This window comes from Maritimibacter alexandrii, assembly GCF_005871115.1.
Lineage (GTDB): Bacteria > Pseudomonadota > Alphaproteobacteria > Rhodobacterales > Rhodobacteraceae > Maritimibacter > Maritimibacter alkaliphilus.
Genome location: NZ_SWKQ01000009.1, coordinates 593,467 through 611,689, shown reverse-complemented (window position 1 = coordinate 611,689; position 18,223 = coordinate 593,467). Strand labels below are relative to the sequence as shown.

Below are 18,223 nucleotides of genomic sequence, written 5' to 3'. Positions count from 1 at the left end.
TTCATACGATCCCGGGCAACGCAAGCTAGACCGAGGGAGGGCGGAATGGCTACGCTCAACACCATCGAAATCGTGGGCGGCGGCCCGGGCGGGCTGTATTCCGCGATCCTTTTGCGCCGCGCGTTCCCCAACGCCCGCGTCCGCGTGACCGAGGCCAGCCCGCGCGGCGTCACCTGGGGATTCGGTGTCGTCTTTTCGGATCAGGCGCTCGATTTTCTCAAGGCCGACGACCCCGAGACCCATGACCTCATCGCGCCGCAGATGGAACGCTGGCGCAACATGACGCTTAACCACCCGGACGGGGCGGTGACGCTGGACGGTGTCGGCTTTTCAGCCATCGGTCGGCTGGAGCTTCTGACGATCCTTCAGGACCGCGCCGAAGCGGTCGGGGCCGAGTTGGTGTTCGACACCCTTATCGACGACATCGACGCGCTCGACGCCGACCTCGTGATCGGCGCGGACGGGCTGAATTCGGTCGTGCGGCAGGCCACGCCCGAGGTGTTCGGGGCGTCCGTCGAGAACATGACCAACCGCTTTGCGTGGTTCGGCACGGACCGGCCTTTCGACACGCTGACCCAGACGTTCGTGCGCCACACGAAAGGGGCGATGAACGCGCATCATTATCGCTACGCGCCGGATATGAGCACCTTCATCGTAGAGATCGAAGAAGGCGGGTTCTTCGCGCACGGCTTCGACAAGATGGACGAGGATCAGACCGCCGCCTATTGCGAAGAGGTCTTTGCCGACGTGCTGGAAGGCGCGAAGCTCATCAAGAACAAGTCGGTCTGGCGGCAATTCCCCAAACTCTGGTGCGAAAACTGGGTGTCGGGCAACCGCGCCCTGATCGGGGATGCCGTTCACACCGCGCATTTCTCAATCGGGTCAGGCACGCGCCTTGCGCTCGAAGACGCCATCGCGCTGGTCGAGGCGATGAAGCGTTCGGCCACTGTCGAAGAAGGCCTCGCCGCCTATCAGGCCAGCCGCCAGCCGATCGCGAAAAAGATCGTGACCGCCGCCAACACCTCCTGCGCGTGGTACGAAACGTTCGGGGAGCGGATCGAGCAAAAGCCGCTCGACTTCGCGATGAGTTACATGACCCGCTCGGGCCGCATCCCGCGCGACCGGCTGCGCAAAATCGCGCCGGAGTTCATGGCGGCCTATGAGGCGCTGCGCCCCGAGATCACGGACCCTGTCACCGACGACACCCCCGGCGCGCGTGAAATCGGGTTCGACAAGTCCAAGCATCCGAATTGCTCTTCCGTCTTGTGGGACAACCTCGACCGCAACCCGGACAAGGTCGCGCTGACCGGACCTGCGGGCGATGTGACGTATGCCGGCCTGATCGCCAATGCCGCGCGTTGGGGCAACGCGTTCAAGGCTGCAGGCCTGATCCAAGGCGACCGCATTGCGTTTTTCCTCGACGATACGCCAACGTATCCTGCGGCCTTCTTCGGCGCGGTGCGGGCCGGGTTCGTGCCCGTGCTGCTCAACACCATGACGCCGCCCGATGTTCTGGCCTACTACCTCGAAGACAGCGCAGCTCCCCTGGCCCTGACCGAACCCGGTCTGGTCGAGGTCTTCGCCAAGGCGGGCACCCGCGTGCCGCTGATCGTGAATGGCGAGGCGCCCGCCGGCACCCGCGCGGCTGCCGATTTCATTGCAGGTCAGCCCGACACGCTCGACCTCGCCCCCACCGGGCCGGACGACATGGCGTTCTGGATGTATTCCTCGGGCACCACGGGCCGGCCCAAGGGCATCGTCCACCTGCATCACGACATGGCCTACAGCCAGCAGAGTTTCGCGGCGAATGTGCTGAAGCTAAGGGAAGACGATATCTGCTTCTCGGTGCCCAAAATCTACTTCGCCTATGGCTTCGGCAACGCCTTCACCTTCCCGTTCTCCATCGGCGCGACCACGCTTCTGATGCCGGGCCGCCCGACGCCCGACGCCGTGCTGGACATGATCGAGACCTACAGGCCCACGGTGTTCTATGGCCTGCCGACGCTTTACACCGCGATCTGCAACGCGCCGGGCATCGCGGAACGGGATCTGTCGTCGCTGCGGCAATCCATGTCGGCGGCGGAAACCCTGTCCGAGGACGTGTTCAACCGCTGGAAGGCGCTCACGGGACTCCCCGCGATCGAGGGTCTCGGGTCGACCGAGCTTCTGCACGTCTACCTGTCGAACACATCCGAGCAACAGCGCCTCGGCGCGGCGGGCAAGGCGGTGCCGGGGTATGAGATCGAATTGCGTGACGCGGACGGAAACCGCGTCGGGTCCGGGGTCGACGGTGTCATGTATGCGCGGGGCGGATCGTCCGCGCCGTGCTATTGGAACCGTCCCGACAAGACCGCCGATACGATGCGCGCCGACTGGATCTACACCGGCGACCGTTTCATCGAAGAGGATGGGTTCTACTATTTCCAAGGCCGCGCCGACGACCTCATCAAAGTGTCCGGTCAGTGGGTCTGGCCGCTGGAAGTGGAGCGTTGCCTGAACGAACACCCGGATGTCCACGAATGCGCCGTGCTGGCACATGAACTACCCGACCGGCGCATGACGTTGCGCGCGGTCGTCGCCTTGAGGCAAGGGCACGCGCCGCGTGAAGGGCAGACCGAAGCTTTGCAGAATTTCGTCAAATCGAGACTCGCCCCCTTCAAGTATCCGCGTTTCGTCAGCTACATTGAAGATCTGCCCAAGACCGGCACCGGGAAACTCGACCGTCAGGCCGTGAAGGCGATGCCGGTAGACGGAGCGGAACGCCTTGCATAGGGTGCAAGTGTGAAAAGCAACGGTCCGACAAGCCCGACGAACGGGCGGACCACCAGGGAGGAACCATGAAACGCATTATCTCGGCGGCACTGGCCGCCACAATGTTCACGAGCGTCGCGCAGGCGGAATCGGTCAAGATCGGCTTCGTCACCACGCTCACCACCCCCGCAGCCGTAATCGGCAACCAGATGGAAAACGCGGTGAACCTCGCCGTCGAGCATCTGGGCGGCAAAGCGGGCGATCTGGATATCGAAGTGATCTTCGGCGACGACGGCTTCGCACCGGAAACCGGCAAGCAGGCCACCGACAAGCTGGTCAAACAGGACGACGTGGATTTCGTCGCGGGCTACATCTGGTCCCACGTCCTGCTCGCCTCGCGCAAATCCGTGCTCGACGCCGGCAAGTTCCTGATCTCGGCCAACGCGGGCCCCAGCCAGATGGCCGGCAAGCTCTGCGATCCCAACTTCTTCTCGACCTCTTGGCAGAACGACCAGACGCCCGAGGCGATGGGCGACGTTCTGAACGATGCCGGGGTGAAATCGCTTTATATCATGGCGCCGAACTATGCCGCGGGCAAAGACATGGTGGCCGGGGTCGAGCGCACGTTCGAAGGCGAAATCGTCGGGCGCGACCTGACGAAGTGGGGCGCGGACGCGCAGCTCGACTTCTCGGCCGAACTCGCCAAGGCGCGGGCCTCGGGTGCCGACGGTATCTTCGTCTTCTACCCCGGTGCGGCGGCCGGTGCTTTCATCAAGCAGTACGACCAGGCCGGCCTTGCCGAAGAGCTTCCGCTCTACTCGGTCTTCACCGTCGACGCGATCTCGCTTCCGCGCCTGCAAGAGGCCGGGTTCACCGCTGTTCTGGGGTCGCAGACCACGCAGGAATGGGATCCGACGCTCGACAACGAAGCGAATGCTCGCTTCGTCGCCGATTACAAGGAGCAGTTCGGCGGTTACCCGTCCTACTACGCGGCGCAGGCCTATGACTCGATCATGCTGATCGCGTCGGCGGTGGCCAAGGTCGGCAACACCGAGGACACCGACGCCCTGCGCGCGGCGCTCAAGGAAGCCGATTTCGACAGCGTCCGGGGCGAGTTCACCTACGGCAACAACAACATCCCGATCCAGAACTTCTACCTGCGCGAAGTGGTCGAGGATGCCGATGGCGTCTGGACCACGAAGGTCGTGAAAACCGTCTATGAGAACGCTCAGGACAACTTCGCGGCCGAGTGCCCGATGGAGTGATCCTCAATCCGGCGCGGGCGGCCCGTCTGCCCGCGCCAACTCCGGGAGCCCCCCCTTGGATTTTGCACTACTCGTCATCCAGACCCTCAACGGTCTGCAACTCGGGCTTTTGCTGTTCCTCGTCGCCTCCGGGCTGACGCTGGTGTTCGGCATTCTCGATTTCGTCAATCTCGCCCATGCGTCGCTTTACATGATCGGCGCGTTCATCTGCGCCACGCTCACCTTCGCGCTGGGCAATTTCCTGATCGCCGTCATCGTGGCCCTGCCGCTGACCGGGCTGATCGGATGGGCCGTCGAACGCTTCGTCGCGCGGCCTTTGTATGAGCGTGACCACCTCGACCATGTGCTCGCCACCTTCGGTCTGATCCTCGTGTTCGAAACCCTCGCCCACCTGATCTGGGGGCCCGAGGGGATCGCCGTGCCGCTCCCCGAATTCCTTCAAGGCCAGATCGTGCTGTCGGAAACGCTCATCATCCCGTCCTACCGCTTCCTCATCATCGGGGCCGGGCTCGCCGCCGCCGGGGGACTGTTCTGGATGGTCAACTTCACGCGCCTCGGCATGTTGATCCGCGCGGGTGCCTCGAACCGCACGATGGTCTCGGCGCTGGGCATCAACATCGAAATGCTCTTCGGTCTCGTCTTCGCCATCGGCGCGACGCTCGCGGGTCTGGCCGGGATGCTCGTCGCCCCGATCACCGAAGCCAACATCGGCATGGGCAACTCGATCATCATCACCGCCTTCGTCGTCATCATCGTGGGCGGCATCGGGTCGATGAAAGGGGCCTTCGTCGCGGCGCTTCTGATCGGGCTGATCGACACGCTGGGCCGCTCGTTCCTCGACGATATCTTCAAGATCTTCATGTCGCCCTCCGCCGCCGAAAACTCGGCCCCCGCGATTTCGGCGATGCTCATCTACATCATCATGGCCGTGGTTCTGGCGCTGAAACCGCAGGGCCTGTTCCCGCCGAAGGTGCGCTGAGATGAGCCGTCGCAACATCATCACCCTCGTCGTCATGGCGCTGCTCGCGGTGCTGCCGCCGGTTTTCTACCTGACCGGCAACGCCTTTTACCTCGACCTCGCCACGCGCCTGACGATCCTCGCCATCGCGGCGGTCAGCCTGAACCTCATCCTCGGCTATGGCGGGCTCATCAGCTTTGGGCACGCGGCCTACCTCGGGATCGGTGCCTATGCGGTCGGTATCCCGGCGCATCATTGGCTCTACGGCGGTCTTGAAAGCCTCGGCCTCGCCACCACGTCGGGCTACGTGCAGATCCCGCTGGCGATCGGGGTCGCGGCGCTCTTCGCCCTCGTCACCGGCGCGATCTGCCTGCGCACCAAGGGCGTCTACTTCATCATGATCACGATGGCCTTCGCGCAGATGATGTACTACGCCATCGTCTCGATCGAGGAATACGGCGGCGATGACGGGTTGGTGATCGACACCCGGTCCGAGCTGCCCTTCATCGACCTCGACGACCCGCTGCAACTCTTCGGTCTCGCCTATGTCTCGCTCGTCGTCGCGATGCTGATCGTGCGGATGATCGTGAACTCGCGCTTCGGCATGGTCCTGCGCGGGGCCAAGGGCAACAACGAGCGCGTCGTGATGCTGGGCTTCAACACCTACCTGTTCCGACTGACCGCCTATGTCATCGCAGGCGCAATGGCGGGCTACGCCGGCGCGCTTCTGGGCAACTTCACCACCTTCATCTCGCCCGAGATGATGGACTGGGGCCGCTCCGGCGAGCTCATGTTCATGGTGATCCTCGGCGGAACCGCCACCCTCGTCGGCCCGGTGATCGGCGCCACGCTCTTCATCGTGCTGGAAGAGGTGCTGTCGTCGCTCACGGTCTACTGGCACCTGCCCTTCGGCCTCCTGCTGCTCGCCGTCGTGCTCTTCGGCAAGGGCGGGATCATGGGGATGCTGCGCGCGGACAAGGAGGACAGCGAATGACCATGCTGGAAACCAGATCGCTGATGAAATCCTTCGGCGGCATCCGCGCCACCGACGACCTGACCCTGTCGGTCGAGCCGGGCGAATTGCACGCCATAATCGGCCCCAACGGCGCGGGTAAAACCACCCTCATCACCCAGCTTTGCGGCTCGCAGAAACCCGACAGCGGCACGATCCTCTACAAGGGGCAGGACATCACCCGCGTCCCCGCCCACAAACGCGCCCGGCTGGGGATCACGCGCAGCTTCCAGATCACCTCGCTCATCCTCGACATGACGGTGATCGACAACATCGCGCTGGCGGTGCAGGCGCGTCAGGGGTCGTCGTTCCGGCTTGTGCGCAATGCGCGCAAGATCCCCGCGATCCGCGACCGGGCGATGGAGCTTCTGGCCCGCGTGGGTCTGTCCGACAAGGCCCATATGGTGACCAGCGCCCTCAGCCACGGCGAACACCGCCATATGGAGATCGCCATCGCGCTGGCCGCCGAAGCCGAACTCATGCTGCTCGACGAACCCATGGCAGGGCTGGGCGCCGAGGAAACCCGTGCGATGATCGACCTTCTGAACGGCATCAAAGGCCAGCACACCATCGTCCTCATCGAACACGACATGGACGCGGTCTTCGCGCTGGCCGACCGTATTTCGGTGCTGGTCTACGGCCACATCATCGCGACCGGCTCGCCCGCCGAAATTCGCGCGAACAAAGACGTCGAAGCCGCCTATCTGGGCGAAGAAAGCGGGGCCGCCTGATGCTGGACGTATCCGACCTCACCACCCATTACGGCACCTCGCAGGCGCTGTTCGGCATGAATTTCTCATTGGGCACCGGCGAGGTGGCGACGCTTCTGGGCCGCAACGGCATGGGCAAGACCACCACGATCAATTCGATCATGGGGATCGTGAAGGCCTCCGGCGGGTCCATCGTCTTCGATGGCGAGGAACTGGTGGGCCGCCCCTCGTTCCGCACCGCCAACCTCGGACTGGGGCTGGTGCCCGAAGGCCGCCAGATCTTTCCTAACCTGTCGGCGCGCGAAAACCTCGTCGCCACCGCGTCCAATCACCTGAACCAGCCCGACCCCTGGACCATCGACCGCGTCTTCGCGCTCTTTCCCGAGCTTGAAAGCCGCGCCTCCTCGATGGGCAACCTGCTCTCGGGCGGCGAACAGCAGATGCTCGCCATCGGTCGCGCGCTCATGACCAACCCCAAGCTGCTGATCCTCGACGAAGCGACCGAGGGTCTCGCCCCCCTCATCCGCCAGAAAATCTGGTCCGCGCTGGCCGACATCCGCGCCACGGGCCTTTCGATCCTCGTCGTCGACAAGAACCTTCACGACCTCATGCGCCTTGCCGACCGCCATTTCATCGTCCAGCGCGGCGAAGTCGTCTGGTCCGGCACCAGCGCCGAGTTGCAGGCCGACCAGACCGCCCGCGAAACCTGGCTCGGCCTCTGATCTTTCCGGTCTGAAAATATCCCGGGGGGTGCGGGGGGCTGGCCCCCCGCCGGCGCGACCGCACAAGCGGGCGCAATCTCAGGGGTCTTCGATCCACTCCGCCGCCCATTGCCCGGACAGATAGGCCCCGTGCGTGGTCGCATGATAGTCGAACGTCGTGTGCTCGCCCGCGAACACCAACCGGTCCGAGGCCGGGGTCTCGAACGCCTTCCACAGGCCCCGCGACGCACCTGCGACGGGAAACGAGTAAGCCCCCCGAAACAACGGATCGATCGACCAAGCGGTCTTCAACACGGCCATCGGCGCACCGGCACCGTCGAATGCGGCGTCGAGCACCTCCAGCGCATCCTGCGTCGCCTCTGACGTGCTCATCCGGTCCGCCACGGGGGCGTAAGCGCCGAAGGACAGGCCCAAAAGGATGTTCTGGTCCGAGAAGGTCCGGTAGTTCAGCCAGTAATTCCAGCGCCCGCGCGGCTCGGTCACGATGCCGAAATACTGTGTGTTCACGTCCCAGAACGCCTGATCGAACTTGAGCGCGATCTTGGTCACGGTGCCTATGCCGATGCCCCGGATGGCGTCGGCATAGGCGGCCCGCAAAGGTGGGTCGAAGGTGACGTCGCCCGCTTTCAGCAGCCCCAAGGGCAGGGCGCAGACCACGTTGTCGCCCGTCACCTCGCCCCACGGGCCCGAGACCCGCGCGACCGACCCGTGCGCGATGCCCGTCACCCGATGCCCCGTGCGGATGTCCAGTCCCTGCGCCAACGGTGCGAGCAGGCGGTCGTAGCCGTCCGGCAGGATCACGTCCGTGCCGGGAAACGCCTCGTCCTCGAAAGCGAGCGCCGCCGACACATCTTCCAACGGCGCGCCGAGATCGAACTCCACATAGGCCGATAGCATCCAGCGCGCTTCGGGGGTGCGCAGGATGTCGGGGTCGATGTCGTCGATCAACGCGGCGAGGCTGCGGGGATCGTCCTCACCCCCAAGCTCGTCATACAACGCGTCCTCGAAGTCTTCGTAGAGCGTGTCCAAAGCCTCGGCCACGTCCTCGCCCATGTCGGTTCCATTCGCATAGAGAACCTCAAGACTGTCGTCAGCGGTCACGAAGGTCGGCGCGCCCAGGTCATCCGCAAGTCCCGCCACCGGGTTGCCGCGCCCCGGCCCGTGAATCCAGCCCGCGCCCCACTCGAACGGAGCGCCAAGGCTGTGATCGGTCCGGATACGCCCGCCGATCCGGTCGCCGGCCTCCAGCACCACGACCTCCGCGCCTGCGTCCTGCAACCGCCGCGCGGCGGAAAGCCCCGCGATCCCGGCGCCGACGACGATCACCTTCCGGCCGCCAAGTCTCTGCGCCTGAACGCGTCCCGCGTGTGTCGCCGCCAGCGCCGCCAGTGCGAACCTGATGCTGTCCCGGCGTGAAAGACGTGTCATGACATGGTCCCCGATCCGTTCCCCCAACGCTATGTAAGCGACCGCTCGCCGTCCAGCGCGATGTCCGGGCTTGGGAATTCGCGAGCGGCGGCGTACATAATCATCCGGGTCCGCCAAAGACGGCGGGGAAGCGGAGGAACAGGGTTGATCACCATCCTCGGGACAGGCCGGGCGCTTCCCGCCCGTTGCATCAGATCCGACACCTTCGATGAACGGATCGGTAAACCTGTCGGCTATCTCGCTGAAACGACTGGTGTCGCCGCCCGCTATGTGTGTGAGGCGGAAAGCCAGATCGACCTCGCCGAAACCGCGTGTCGGGCCGCGCTGGAGGATGCCGGTGTGGCGCCGGGCAACATCGACCTGATCCTGTGCGGCAGCGCGGTGCCCTATCAGCCGATCCCGGCGACCGCCCCGGCGGTCATGCAAAGGCTGGGCATGGCGGATGGAAGCGCGGCCGCGTTCGACGTGAATGCAACGTGCCTGAGCTTCCTGACCGCGCTCGACACCGCTGCCCGCATGATCGCCACGGGGCAGGCGACCCGTGCGCTCGTGGTCGCGTCCGAGATCGCCTCCCGCGCGCTGCCGTGGGACAGGCAGCCCGAAGTCGCGGCGCTGTTCGGGGATGGCGCGGCCGCGGCGGTCGTCACCAAGGCGACCACAGGTGGTATGGTGGCGAGCCTTATGCGGACCTATCCTTCGGCTTACGATGCCTGTTCGCTCGGCTCAGGCGGCACGCGCTTCGACTACCACAACGATCCCGATGGATTCGCCGCCCATGCGTGGTTCGGGATGGACGGGAAAGAGCTTTTCCGCCTTGCCTCCCGCCATTTCGGGGCATTCGTGGACGACCTGCTCGCCCGCGCTGGCTGGGCGCGCGACGACGTCGACCTCGTCATCCCGCATCAGGCCAGCCCTGCCGCGCTCACCCACATGATCCGTCAGACCGGCTTTGCCCCCGACCGGGTGGTCGACATCATCGCCGAACACGGCAACCAGATCGCGGCCTCGATCCCCTTCGTGCTCGATGTCGCGCGGCGGTCTGGGCGGATGGTTGAGGGGACGCGGACGCTTTTCCTCGGCACGTCGGCGGGTGTGTCTTTCGGGGGCTTGGCCTATGTCGCCTGAGCGCATCCTCGTCACCGGAGCGACCGGGTTCCTTGGCGGTGCGCTGGTGCGAAGGCTTCTGGCGGACGGGCGGGACGTGGTCGCGCAGGGCCGTGACCCGTCCGGGTGTGAGGCGTTGACGGCGCAGGGCGTTCCCGTCCTGCGATGGGACGTTTCGGTGCCCCTGTCGGACGTGCCGCCCGCCTTGGCCGGTGTCACCCACATCGTCCACGGCGCGGGACTGTCGTCGCCTTTCGGCTCTCGTGCAGCCTTCGAGGCGGCGAATGTCATCGGCACCCGGAACATGGTCGATCTTGCCCGCCGCCTTGGGGTTCGTCGCTTCGTTCAGGTGTCCAGTTCGACCGTCTATTTCGCCCTGCGTGACCAATTGGACCTGCGTGAGGACGACCCGCTTCCCAAACCCTTCAACGAATACGCCCGCACCAAGCGGCTGTCGGAGGAAATCGCGCTCGCCGCGCCGGACATCGGCCCCCTCGCGATCCGCCCGCGCGGGTTGTACGGGGCGGGGGACACAGTGCTTCTGCCGCGTTTGCTCAAGACCGCCGCCGAACGCCCCCTCCCGCTTCTGCGTGGTGGGGTGGCCCGGATCGACCTGACACATGTCGAGGATGTCGTGGCCGCGATCATCGCCGGGTTGGACGCGCCGACAAGCGCGGAAGGCGAGGTGTTCAATGTCACCGGGGGCGAAACCATCCCGGTAACGCGTCTCGCCGAAAGTGCCTGCGCCCGCGCGGGCGTTTCGCTTCGCTGGCGCAAGGTGCCCGTGACCCTCGGCCTCGCAGCGGCCTGGTCCGCCGAAAGGGCCGCGCTCCTGACAGGGAAAGGCGAACCCGCCATCACCCGATATGCACTGGCGCTCTTCGCCTATGCGCAAAGCCTCGACATCTCCAAGGCCGAGCGCGTGCTGGGCTGGACGCCCCGCATCAGGTTCGAGGAAGGGCTGGATCGTACGTTCGCGAAGGCGGACCCATGACCCCCGTCTTCGCCAACAGCGCCACCGTCCGGGCGCGTGAAAGCCTGATCCTGCGCTGGGGGCGGCGCAGGCCGGTGGAGCTTCGGGTGCGCTTCGGTCTGCTGGAACACCCGCGGATCGGCCCCGTCCTGATCGACACGGGATATACACGCGAAACGGTCGAAGGCGCGCGCAGTCTGGCGCTCAGGACATACGCACGCGCGCTTCGGCCCGAATTGAACGAAGCCGGCCAGCCAAGCGCCGTTCTGTCCCGTCGTGGTGTGTCGAAGGAGGATGTCGCCTGCATCATCCTTACCCATTTCCACGCCGACCACGTTTCCGGCCTGCGCCAGTTTCCCAACGCCCGCATCATCGCCTGCGACAAGACCTTCGCGGCGATCAGTCGAAGGGGTGCATTGGCAAACATACGCCACGGTATCTTTCCCGAACTCCTTCCAGACGACTTCTCCACCCGCCTCACAGGGTTTTCGACCCTGCCCCGATCCGAGGTCACATTGCCCGGCGGCCAACCCGCCGCGGTGGATGTGTTCGGCGATGGCTCGGTCCTGACCGTCGATCTGCCCGGACATGCCGAGGGCCATGTGGGCCTGTTCTTCCCGTCGCTTGCAACGCCGCTGCTCTACGCCACCGACACGCAATGGATGCTGGAGGCGCTCGACCACGGTCGCGCACCGGGTCTGCCCGCCTCGGTCATCGCTGACGATGTGAGCGCCGGACTGAAAAGCACCGGCGCCGTCCGGGCGTTTCGCGATGCGGGGGGGCAGGTCATGCTCTGCCACGACCCGGCGCAGCAGCCCTATGACGTGGAATCCGCGTTGTGATCGCGTTCGTCGAAGCGATCGGCACTTATGTCACGGCGCGGCGCATGGCCCGTCCCGGCATGTCGCGGGAAAGGTTCGAAGCATGGCAGGCCCGACAGGTCGACACATGGCTGGCGCGTGATCTGCCGCGCGTGGCGGCCTATGCCCATGCGCCGAAAAGGCTGTCCGATCTGCCGATCACCGACAAGGCGACGCTCATGTCCGATTTCGCCGCCTACAACGTGCGGGGTCTGACTGCCGATGACGTGCGTCAGGCGATTCAGGCGGATTGCCGGATCGGAAGCCTGACCGTGGGGCAGAGCACGGGAACCAGCGGCAACCGAGGCTATTTCGTCATTTCGAATGGCGAGCGGTTCCGGTGGCTCGGCGCGATCCTCGCGAAAGCGATCCCCGACATGCTGCTGGGGGGCGCGCGGGTGGCGGTGATCCTGCCGCAATCCACGCGGCTTTATGATGCCGCCCGCTGCACCCGGCGCATCGACCTGCGGTTCTTCGATCTCGTCGCGGGGCCGGAGGTCTGGCAAGACGACCTCGCGACCTTCGACCCCACCGTCCTCATCGCCCCGCCGCGACTGCTGCGCCATTTCGCCGAGACGGGCCTTGCTCTCACGCCCCGCCGCACCTTCGCTGCCGCCGAAACCCTCGACCCGGTGGACCGGCCCGTGATCGAAGCGGCCTTCGGTCCGCTCGAACAGATCTACATGGCGACCGAAGGTCTGCTGGCCGTAACCTGCCGCGAGGGCACGCTGCACCTGTGCGAAGACTCGGTGAAGTTCGAGTTCGAGCCGGTGGGCGAAGGCCTCGTCTCGCCGCTCATCACCGCATTCCGGCGGCAGGCACAGATCATGGCGCGCTACAGGTTGAACGACCTCCTGCGCCTGTCCACTGCACCCTGCCGCTGCGGCTCGCCGCTCTTGGCTGTGGACGAGGTCGTGGGGCGGATGGATGACCTCTTCCGTTTCGCAACGGCGGCGCTGACGCCCGACGTGATCCGAAACGCGGTCGTGGACGCGCACCCGGCCATTCAGGACTTCCGCGTGATCCAGACCGGCCCCTCGACCGTCCAGCTTGTCCTGTCTCCTGACGTGTCAGACGCTGTGTGCAAGGCCGCGTTGGCCGCCCTGCGCACCCTGTTCGCGGCGCGGGCGGGCGGGGTGTCGGTGTCGCTCGAACGCAGACCCCTTACGCTCGATACGGGCCGCAAGCTGCGCCGCGTCGAATGTCGGCTGCCGAAAGCGGCTGGATGATCGCGGATCGACATATCAACCCGGGCGCCGAAAACGACCCGGTCAGCGTCGCGGCCCTCGTATCGCTGTTTCGCGATCACCCGTCCCGTGACCTGATTGGAAACCTCACCACCCGCGTCGAGGTGCTGGAGGCGTGCGGGAAGACCTTTCCGATAACGCTGAACGACCGGACGGAACGCGGCAATTGCTACATCTGCCGACCGAGCGCGGGCTATGTCGACTATGGGTTGGACGAGACCCGCTATTTCGTATCGAACCCCGCGCTACGTGCCGCCCTTCGCGGATTGATCCGAGCCTGCGGGCCGGTTCTTGCGGCAAGCGGGCTCGACCATCAGGTACAGGTCAACAACTGGCTCTTCTCGACCAATCCGGTGCCCGCGCTCACCTTGTCCGACGCGACGTCCATCCGCGATACTCTTGTGGGCCGATACCCGGACCGGGCGATCGTGCTGCGATCTTTGAACAGGCTGGCGGATCGCGACTCCATCTCGGCACTTGGACAGACCGGGTTCATCCTGTTGCCAGCGCGTCAGGTCTATATCTTCGCGGACCGCAGCAGTGCCCCGAAGCTCAGCCGCAACATGAAGTGGGACCGCAAACTGATGCGCGCGACCCCGCACGCGGCGGTCGCGAACGAGGCATTCGGTCCAGAGGATTTCGCCCGTGCGGAAGCCCTGTACGGTATGCTTTATCTGGACAAATACACGCCCCTCAACCCGCAATACAAGGCGCTCTGCCTGCGTGAGTTGCAACGAAGGGGGATCGTCGAATTCGCCGGTTTCCGGGATCGTGAGACGGGCATATTGACCGCCGTGACCGGCCTGTTCCGGTCCGGCACGACGCTGACCCAGCCCATCGTCGGTTACGATACGTCACGCCCGCAGGAGGAGGGGCTTTACCGGATGCTGATGGCGCTGTCGCAGGATCGGGCCAGCGCGGAGGGATTGTTTTTCAACATGAGCGCCGGGGCGGCGGAGTTCAAACGGCTGCGCGGGGCCGAACCCGTGATCGAATACACCGCCGTCTACGTCGCGCATCTGGGGCGGCGCGAACGCGCGGCGGTTCGAGTGATGGAGCGGGTGCTGACCCGTGTGGGCGTGCCGCTTCTGGAACGGTTCGGCCTATGAGCGACCAGTGGCAAGCCGTGGCGCTTTCCCGCGCGCTCGGGCGCAAGCCGAAACGGGTGTTCTTCGCGGGTCTGCCCGTGGTGCTGTTTCGCGATGGGCAGGGCAAAGCTGCCGCTCTGCACGACCGCTGCCCCCATCGCTTCGCCGCGTTGTCAGATGGCAGGACACGGAACGGCGAGGTCGAATGCCCGTATCATGGCTGGCGTTTCGGGGCGGACGGGCGATGCACCGCGATCCCCGGCCTCGTCGGCTCGTTGCCGCATTACCGCACCCGCCGTTTCGCGGTGACCGAGGCCGAAGGCGCGATCTTCCTGTCCGAAGGCGCGCCGGAAAAGGCCCCTTACGTCCACTGCCTGCAAGGTCAGGACGTGATCGTCCGTCATGTGACGAGTTCCACGCGCTCGACCCTGATCGACACGGCCGAAAACATCCTCGACGCCACGCATACGCATTTCACGCACAAGGGCCTGCTGCGTGGGCTATCCGCCAAACGCTACACGGTCGCAGTCGAGGTGACGGGCGGGCCGGGTTGGGTCGAGGCCCGCTATACGGGCGAGGACCGGGCGCAAGGCGTGATCTCGAAGCTGCTGGAGGGCGAGCGGGTCAAGACCATTGGGCGGTATCGTCATCCGGGCATTGCCGAACTCGAATACTGGGGGCCGCAGGGGATGGTGCTGGCGACGACATTCCACTTGCGGCAGACAGACGCGCATACGGTCGAGGGGATCGGCTGGCTCATGGGTCCGAAGCAGGGCGGGCTCGGCTATCTCAAGGCGCTCGCCTTCAGGCCGATGTTCCGCATCGCGTTGGAGCAGGATCGCCGCGTTCTGTCGGCGGCCTTGGAGAACGCCCGACATGCGCCGGTCGCGAAGCCGGTGATCGGACCTTTGGATTTCCTGCGCGAAGACATTGCGCGCATTCAGTCAGGCGAGATGCCGCTGGCCGCAGCCACGCCGCGCCGATGTCAGATCGAACTTTGATCCGGCCCGTTCCATTCGATGTCGTATGTCGTCGCGGCGAGCAGGCTGATGCGTCGGCGTAGCGCCAGCCGCGCGAACTCGACCAGGGCCACAAGCTGCGCGCTTTTTGCGCCCGGATCGTCGGGCCAGTCGAGCAACTCGTCCGTCTCTTGTCGGATGCGAAGGAAATCTTTCAACCGGCCCTTTGCCAGCGCCGGGGCAAGACCGTAGACCCAGAGCGCGAGGTGCACGGCCTGCGGCCTTGTCACGTCGGGGTCGCAGGTGGCCTGTCCCGCCAGCATCCGGGCGAAGGACGCGCCGTCGCGAAAGACATGCAGACCACTGGTTGCCCGTGGATTGCATTCGAGCGGCAGGACTCGGCCGTCCGCCAGACGCATCAGGTCGAAAGATACCTGTCCGCTCCAACCCGTTCCCGTCACGAACCGCTCCACGAACGCCGTCACCGCCGCGTCCTCGACCGGGGCGAAGGCGACCGCCGCCCCCGTGCCCGCCCGTGCGAGCGCGCGGTAGGTGGCGAGCGCAGAAAGCCGCCCTTCATGCGCGACGGCATAGGCGCAAAGCTCGGTGCCCGGCAGATAGTCCTGCGCGACCCATGGCCGCGTGGGGGAAGGCGTGATCGCATCCAGCCCGCGGGGATCGGGGCGGATCAGAACGTGCTCTGCAAAACGGGACCAGACCGGCTTGAACACCATGTCACCGGCGCGGTCCCGAATTCTGTCGAGATCCGCAAGACCGCGCAGCAGGTGCGTCTCGGGCACGTCGAGGCCAAGGCCCGCGCAAAGTTCGATGAAGGCGTGTTTGGAATGCACTTGCGCGAGGCGGTCGAACCCCGGCGCGAACACCGGAAGTTCCAGCCCGGCCTCGTCGCGCAGGCGGGCGAGGTGAAAAACCTCTTCGCAGGTCGGCAGGATCAGATCGACGCCCTCGCGCGCAACGATCCGAGAGATTGCCTGCCCATAGGCGTCCGGATCGAAGCATGGCGATGGCGTGCGCTCGTACCGCGCGAACCGGGTCGCGGCCCCGATCGGGCGGCGCATCGTGTCGGTGAGAACGACCCGGTGTCCCGCGCTTCCCAACAGCCGCGCCATGTGCAGCGCGACGGGTGCGCGGGCGCCGGTGACGAGGAATGTCTGTCTCTCCATGGCCGGACGCTAGGGGGCGTCAGGCCCCCGCGCAAGCGTCAGCCCTCGGGATACCAGCAGGCCGCCGGATGCTCGCCCATCAGGTCCGGGCGCTGCTCGCGGCATTTGCTCTTGGCCTTCCAGCAGCGCGGCGCGAAGGGGCAGCCGTCGGGAATGTTGAGCGGCGAGGGCAATTCGCCCTCCAGTTTGATCCGCTTCTTTTCCGGGTTCGGCTCGGTCGACGGCGTCGCCGAGAGCAGCGCCTTGGTATAGGGATGCCGGGGGTTGCCGAACACCGCCTCTTTCGACCCGAACTCCACAGGCCGCCCGAGATACATCACCACCACGTCGTCGGCCACATGCCGCACCACCGACAGGTCGTGCGAGATGAAGAGATAGGCGAGGTCCAGACGCGCTTGCAGATCGAGCAGCAGGTTCAACACCTGCGACTGGATCGACAGGTCGAGCGCCGAGACGGGTTCGTCCAGCACCAGAAGCTTGGGTTCCAGCATCAACGCACGGGCGACCGCGATCCGTTGGCGCTGCCCGCCCGAGAACATATGCGGGAAACGGTCGTAATGCTCGGGCCGAAGGCCCACCAGCTCGATCATCTCGCGCGCCTTGGCCTGCCGTTCCTTGGCCGACATATCGGGGCGGTTGATCTTGAGCGGCTCTTCCAGAATGGCGCCCACCCGGTGACGCAGGTTGAGCGACCCGTAGGGGTCCTGAAATACGATCTGCACCGTGTCGCGCAGCGTGTCCCAGTTGTCGGGCGTCACGTCCTTGCCCGCGATGTTGAGCGTGCCCGCCGTCGGCTCTTCGATCATCGTGACGAGCCGCGCGAGGGTGGACTTGCCGCACCCCGACTCCCCCACGACGGCGAGCGTCTTGCCGGCCTCGATGGTGAACGAGGCTTCCGACAGCGCCTTGACCACGCTGGGTTTCGAGAACAGGCCGCCGCCCACTTCGTAGTGGCGGGCGAGGTTCTGCGCGGTGACGACGGTGTTCATGCCACGCCCTCCTTCGCGTTGACCGGGTAGTGACAGCGCGCAAGGCCGAGTTCCGGCGGCTGCACCGGCGGGTCGATCTTGCGGCAGGTGTCGTTGGCGAATTGGCAGCGCGGCGAGAACAGGCAGCCTTCGGGCCGATCGTACTGCCCCGGCACCACGCCCGGAATGGTCGGCAGATGCCGCTCGGTCGCGCGTTCCGGTAGGGCCGCGAGCAGGGCCGAGGTGTAGGGGTGGTGCGGTTCGGCGAAAAGCTTGCGCACCTCCTGTTCCTCGACCTTTTGCCCGGCATATTGCACCTGAACGCGCTGCGCCGTTTCGGCCACCACGCCCATGTCGTGCGTGATGAGGATCAGGCCCATCCCGGTCTCTTTCTGAAGATCCGTCAGCAGGTCGAGGATCTGCGCCTGAATGGTCACGTCGAGCGCGGTCGTCGGCTCGTCGGCAATGAGAAGGCGCGGCTTGCAGGCGAGCGCCATCGCGATCATCACCCGCTGGCTCATCCCGCCCGACATCTGGTGCGGAAACGCCTTGAGCCGTTTTTCGGGGTCCGGGATGCCCACGAGGTCGAGCAATTCGACCGCCCGCCTGTGGCGTGCCGCGCGGTCCATCTTCATGTGGATGCGCAAGCTTTCCTTGATCTGGAACCCGACCGTGAAACAGGGGTTCAGCGACGACATCGGCTCCTGAAAGATCATCGACATGTCGCGCCCGATCACCTTGCGCCGCGACTTGGCCGTCATGCCGCGCAGGTCCACGCCGTCGAAGCTCATCTCGTCGGCGGTGATCGTCGCGGTCCACGGTAACAGCCCCATCATGGCGAGCATCGAGACGGACTTGCCGGAGCCGGATTCGCCCACGATCGACAGGATGTCGCCCTCGTTCACGGTGATGTCGACGCCGTCCACGGCGCGAAACTGGCCGCCGGCCGTGTCGAAGTCGACGCTGAGATTGCGGATATTGAGGAGGGTCATCG

The 18,223-nt window shown here is 65.6% G+C and carries 16 protein-coding genes; 12 read left to right on the top strand and 4 right to left on the bottom strand.

The annotated features are described in order from the left end of the window. The first annotated feature begins 45 nt into the window (after window positions 1-45). The 6 genes from FCT00_RS21780 (at window position 46) to FCT00_RS03760 (ending at window position 7,418) form a co-directional block, all read left to right on the top strand. Window positions 46-2,772, top strand: coding sequence for a benzoate-CoA ligase family protein (locus FCT00_RS21780; protein ID WP_138421903.1), 2,727 nt, complete (start codon window positions 46-48; stop codon window positions 2,770-2,772). Between the two features lie 65 nt (window positions 2,773-2,837). Then, a complete protein-coding gene (locus FCT00_RS03780; protein WP_171042874.1) occupies window positions 2,838-4,016 on the top strand; it encodes an ABC transporter substrate-binding protein in 1,179 nt (392 codons plus the stop codon). A gap of 55 nt (window positions 4,017-4,071) precedes the next feature. Then, window positions 4,072-4,995, top strand: a complete 924-nt coding sequence (locus FCT00_RS03775; protein ID WP_138421902.1) for a branched-chain amino acid ABC transporter permease — start codon at window positions 4,072-4,074, stop codon at window positions 4,993-4,995. 1 nt (window position 4,996) lies between these two features. After that, entirely contained in the window at window positions 4,997-5,968 is a 972-nt protein-coding gene (locus FCT00_RS03770) for a branched-chain amino acid ABC transporter permease (protein ID WP_138421901.1), read from the top strand. Beyond that, complete coding sequence (locus FCT00_RS03765) at window positions 5,965-6,717, top strand: ABC transporter ATP-binding protein (RefSeq protein WP_138421900.1); 753 nt, start codon at window positions 5,965-5,967, stop codon at window positions 6,715-6,717. The genes FCT00_RS03770 and FCT00_RS03765 overlap by 4 nt, the downstream gene beginning before the upstream one ends. After that, entirely contained in the window at window positions 6,717-7,418 is a 702-nt protein-coding gene (locus FCT00_RS03760) for an ABC transporter ATP-binding protein (protein WP_008333797.1), read from the top strand. Before FCT00_RS03765 ends, FCT00_RS03760 begins: the two co-directional genes overlap by 1 nt. Window positions 7,419-7,496: 78 nt before the next feature. On the opposite strand, the gene FCT00_RS03755 is transcribed toward FCT00_RS03760, so the two are convergent. After that, a complete protein-coding gene (locus FCT00_RS03755) occupies window positions 7,497-8,846 on the bottom strand; it encodes a flavin monoamine oxidase family protein (protein ID WP_138421899.1) in 1,350 nt (449 codons plus the stop codon). 144 nt (window positions 8,847-8,990) lie between these two features. On the opposite strand from FCT00_RS03755, the gene FCT00_RS03750 reads away from it, so the two are divergent. From FCT00_RS03750 to FCT00_RS03725, 6 genes are read left to right on the top strand one after another with little or no spacing between them, the layout of a single operon-like run. Next, window positions 8,991-9,971, top strand: coding sequence for a 3-oxoacyl-ACP synthase III family protein (locus tag FCT00_RS03750; protein WP_138421898.1), 981 nt, complete (start codon window positions 8,991-8,993; stop codon window positions 9,969-9,971). Next, complete coding sequence (locus FCT00_RS03745) at window positions 9,961-10,944, top strand: NAD-dependent epimerase/dehydratase family protein (RefSeq protein ID WP_138421897.1); 984 nt, start codon at window positions 9,961-9,963, stop codon at window positions 10,942-10,944. Before FCT00_RS03750 ends, FCT00_RS03745 begins: the two co-directional genes overlap by 11 nt. Continuing rightward, window positions 10,941-11,765 (top strand): MBL fold metallo-hydrolase, encoded by an 825-nt coding sequence (locus FCT00_RS03740; protein WP_138421896.1) that lies wholly within the window; start codon window positions 10,941-10,943, stop codon window positions 11,763-11,765. Before FCT00_RS03745 ends, FCT00_RS03740 begins: the two co-directional genes overlap by 4 nt. Continuing rightward, entirely contained in the window at window positions 11,762-13,012 is a 1,251-nt protein-coding gene (locus FCT00_RS03735; RefSeq protein WP_138421895.1) for a F390 synthetase-related protein, read from the top strand. Before FCT00_RS03740 ends, FCT00_RS03735 begins: the two co-directional genes overlap by 4 nt. Further along, entirely contained in the window at window positions 13,009-14,139 is a 1,131-nt protein-coding gene (locus FCT00_RS03730) for a GNAT family N-acetyltransferase (protein ID WP_235888931.1), read from the top strand. The genes FCT00_RS03735 and FCT00_RS03730 overlap by 4 nt, the downstream gene beginning before the upstream one ends. Beyond that, the gene (locus FCT00_RS03725; RefSeq protein ID WP_138421893.1) at window positions 14,136-15,119 is read left to right on the top strand and encodes a Rieske 2Fe-2S domain-containing protein; all 984 of its coding nucleotides are present in this window, start codon (window positions 14,136-14,138) and stop codon (window positions 15,117-15,119) included. The genes FCT00_RS03730 and FCT00_RS03725 overlap by 4 nt, the downstream gene beginning before the upstream one ends. Here FCT00_RS03725 and FCT00_RS03720 read toward each other — a convergent pair. The 3 genes from FCT00_RS03720 to FCT00_RS03710 are packed head-to-tail and all read right to left on the bottom strand — an operon-like array spanning window position 15,104 to window position 18,221. Further along, the gene (locus tag FCT00_RS03720) at window positions 15,104-16,261 is read right to left on the bottom strand and encodes an ATP-grasp domain-containing protein (protein ID WP_138421892.1); all 1,158 of its coding nucleotides are present in this window, start codon (window positions 16,259-16,261) and stop codon (window positions 15,104-15,106) included. The genes FCT00_RS03725 and FCT00_RS03720 overlap by 16 nt on opposite strands. 38 nt (window positions 16,262-16,299) lie before the next feature. After that, window positions 16,300-17,250: a dipeptide ABC transporter ATP-binding protein gene (locus FCT00_RS03715; RefSeq protein WP_138421891.1), complete on the bottom strand. Its 951-nt coding sequence runs from the start codon at window positions 17,248-17,250 to the stop codon at window positions 16,300-16,302. Further along, entirely contained in the window at window positions 17,247-18,221 is a 975-nt protein-coding gene (locus FCT00_RS03710; protein WP_138421890.1) for an ABC transporter ATP-binding protein, read from the bottom strand. Before FCT00_RS03710 ends, FCT00_RS03715 begins: the two co-directional genes overlap by 4 nt. Window positions 18,222-18,223: the final 2 nt, after the last annotated feature.

Coding starts and splice junctions, on each gene's coding strand:
- FCT00_RS03765 (WP_138421900.1), top strand. CDS start 5,965: ATGACCATGCTGGAAACCAGATCGCTGATGAAATCCTTCGGCGGCATC.
- FCT00_RS03720 (WP_138421892.1), bottom strand. CDS start 16,261: ATGGAGAGACAGACATTCCTCGTCACCGGCGCCCGCGCACCCGTCGCG.
- FCT00_RS03760 (WP_008333797.1), top strand. CDS start 6,717: ATGCTGGACGTATCCGACCTCACCACCCATTACGGCACCTCGCAGGCG.
- FCT00_RS03710 (WP_138421890.1), bottom strand. CDS start 18,221: ATGACCCTCCTCAATATCCGCAATCTCAGCGTCGACTTCGACACGGCC.
- FCT00_RS03740 (WP_138421896.1), top strand. CDS start 10,941: ATGACCCCCGTCTTCGCCAACAGCGCCACCGTCCGGGCGCGTGAAAGC.
- FCT00_RS03780 (WP_171042874.1), top strand. CDS start 2,838: ATGAAACGCATTATCTCGGCGGCACTGGCCGCCACAATGTTCACGAGC.
- FCT00_RS03745 (WP_138421897.1), top strand. CDS start 9,961: ATGTCGCCTGAGCGCATCCTCGTCACCGGAGCGACCGGGTTCCTTGGC.
- FCT00_RS03755 (WP_138421899.1), bottom strand. CDS start 8,846: ATGACACGTCTTTCACGCCGGGACAGCATCAGGTTCGCACTGGCGGCG.
- FCT00_RS03725 (WP_138421893.1), top strand. CDS start 14,136: ATGAGCGACCAGTGGCAAGCCGTGGCGCTTTCCCGCGCGCTCGGGCGC.
- FCT00_RS03715 (WP_138421891.1), bottom strand. CDS start 17,250: ATGAACACCGTCGTCACCGCGCAGAACCTCGCCCGCCACTACGAAGTG.
- FCT00_RS03730 (WP_235888931.1), top strand. CDS start 13,009: ATGATCGCGGATCGACATATCAACCCGGGCGCCGAAAACGACCCGGTC.
- FCT00_RS03770 (WP_138421901.1), top strand. CDS start 4,997: ATGAGCCGTCGCAACATCATCACCCTCGTCGTCATGGCGCTGCTCGCG.
- FCT00_RS21780 (WP_138421903.1), top strand. CDS start 46: ATGGCTACGCTCAACACCATCGAAATCGTGGGCGGCGGCCCGGGCGGG.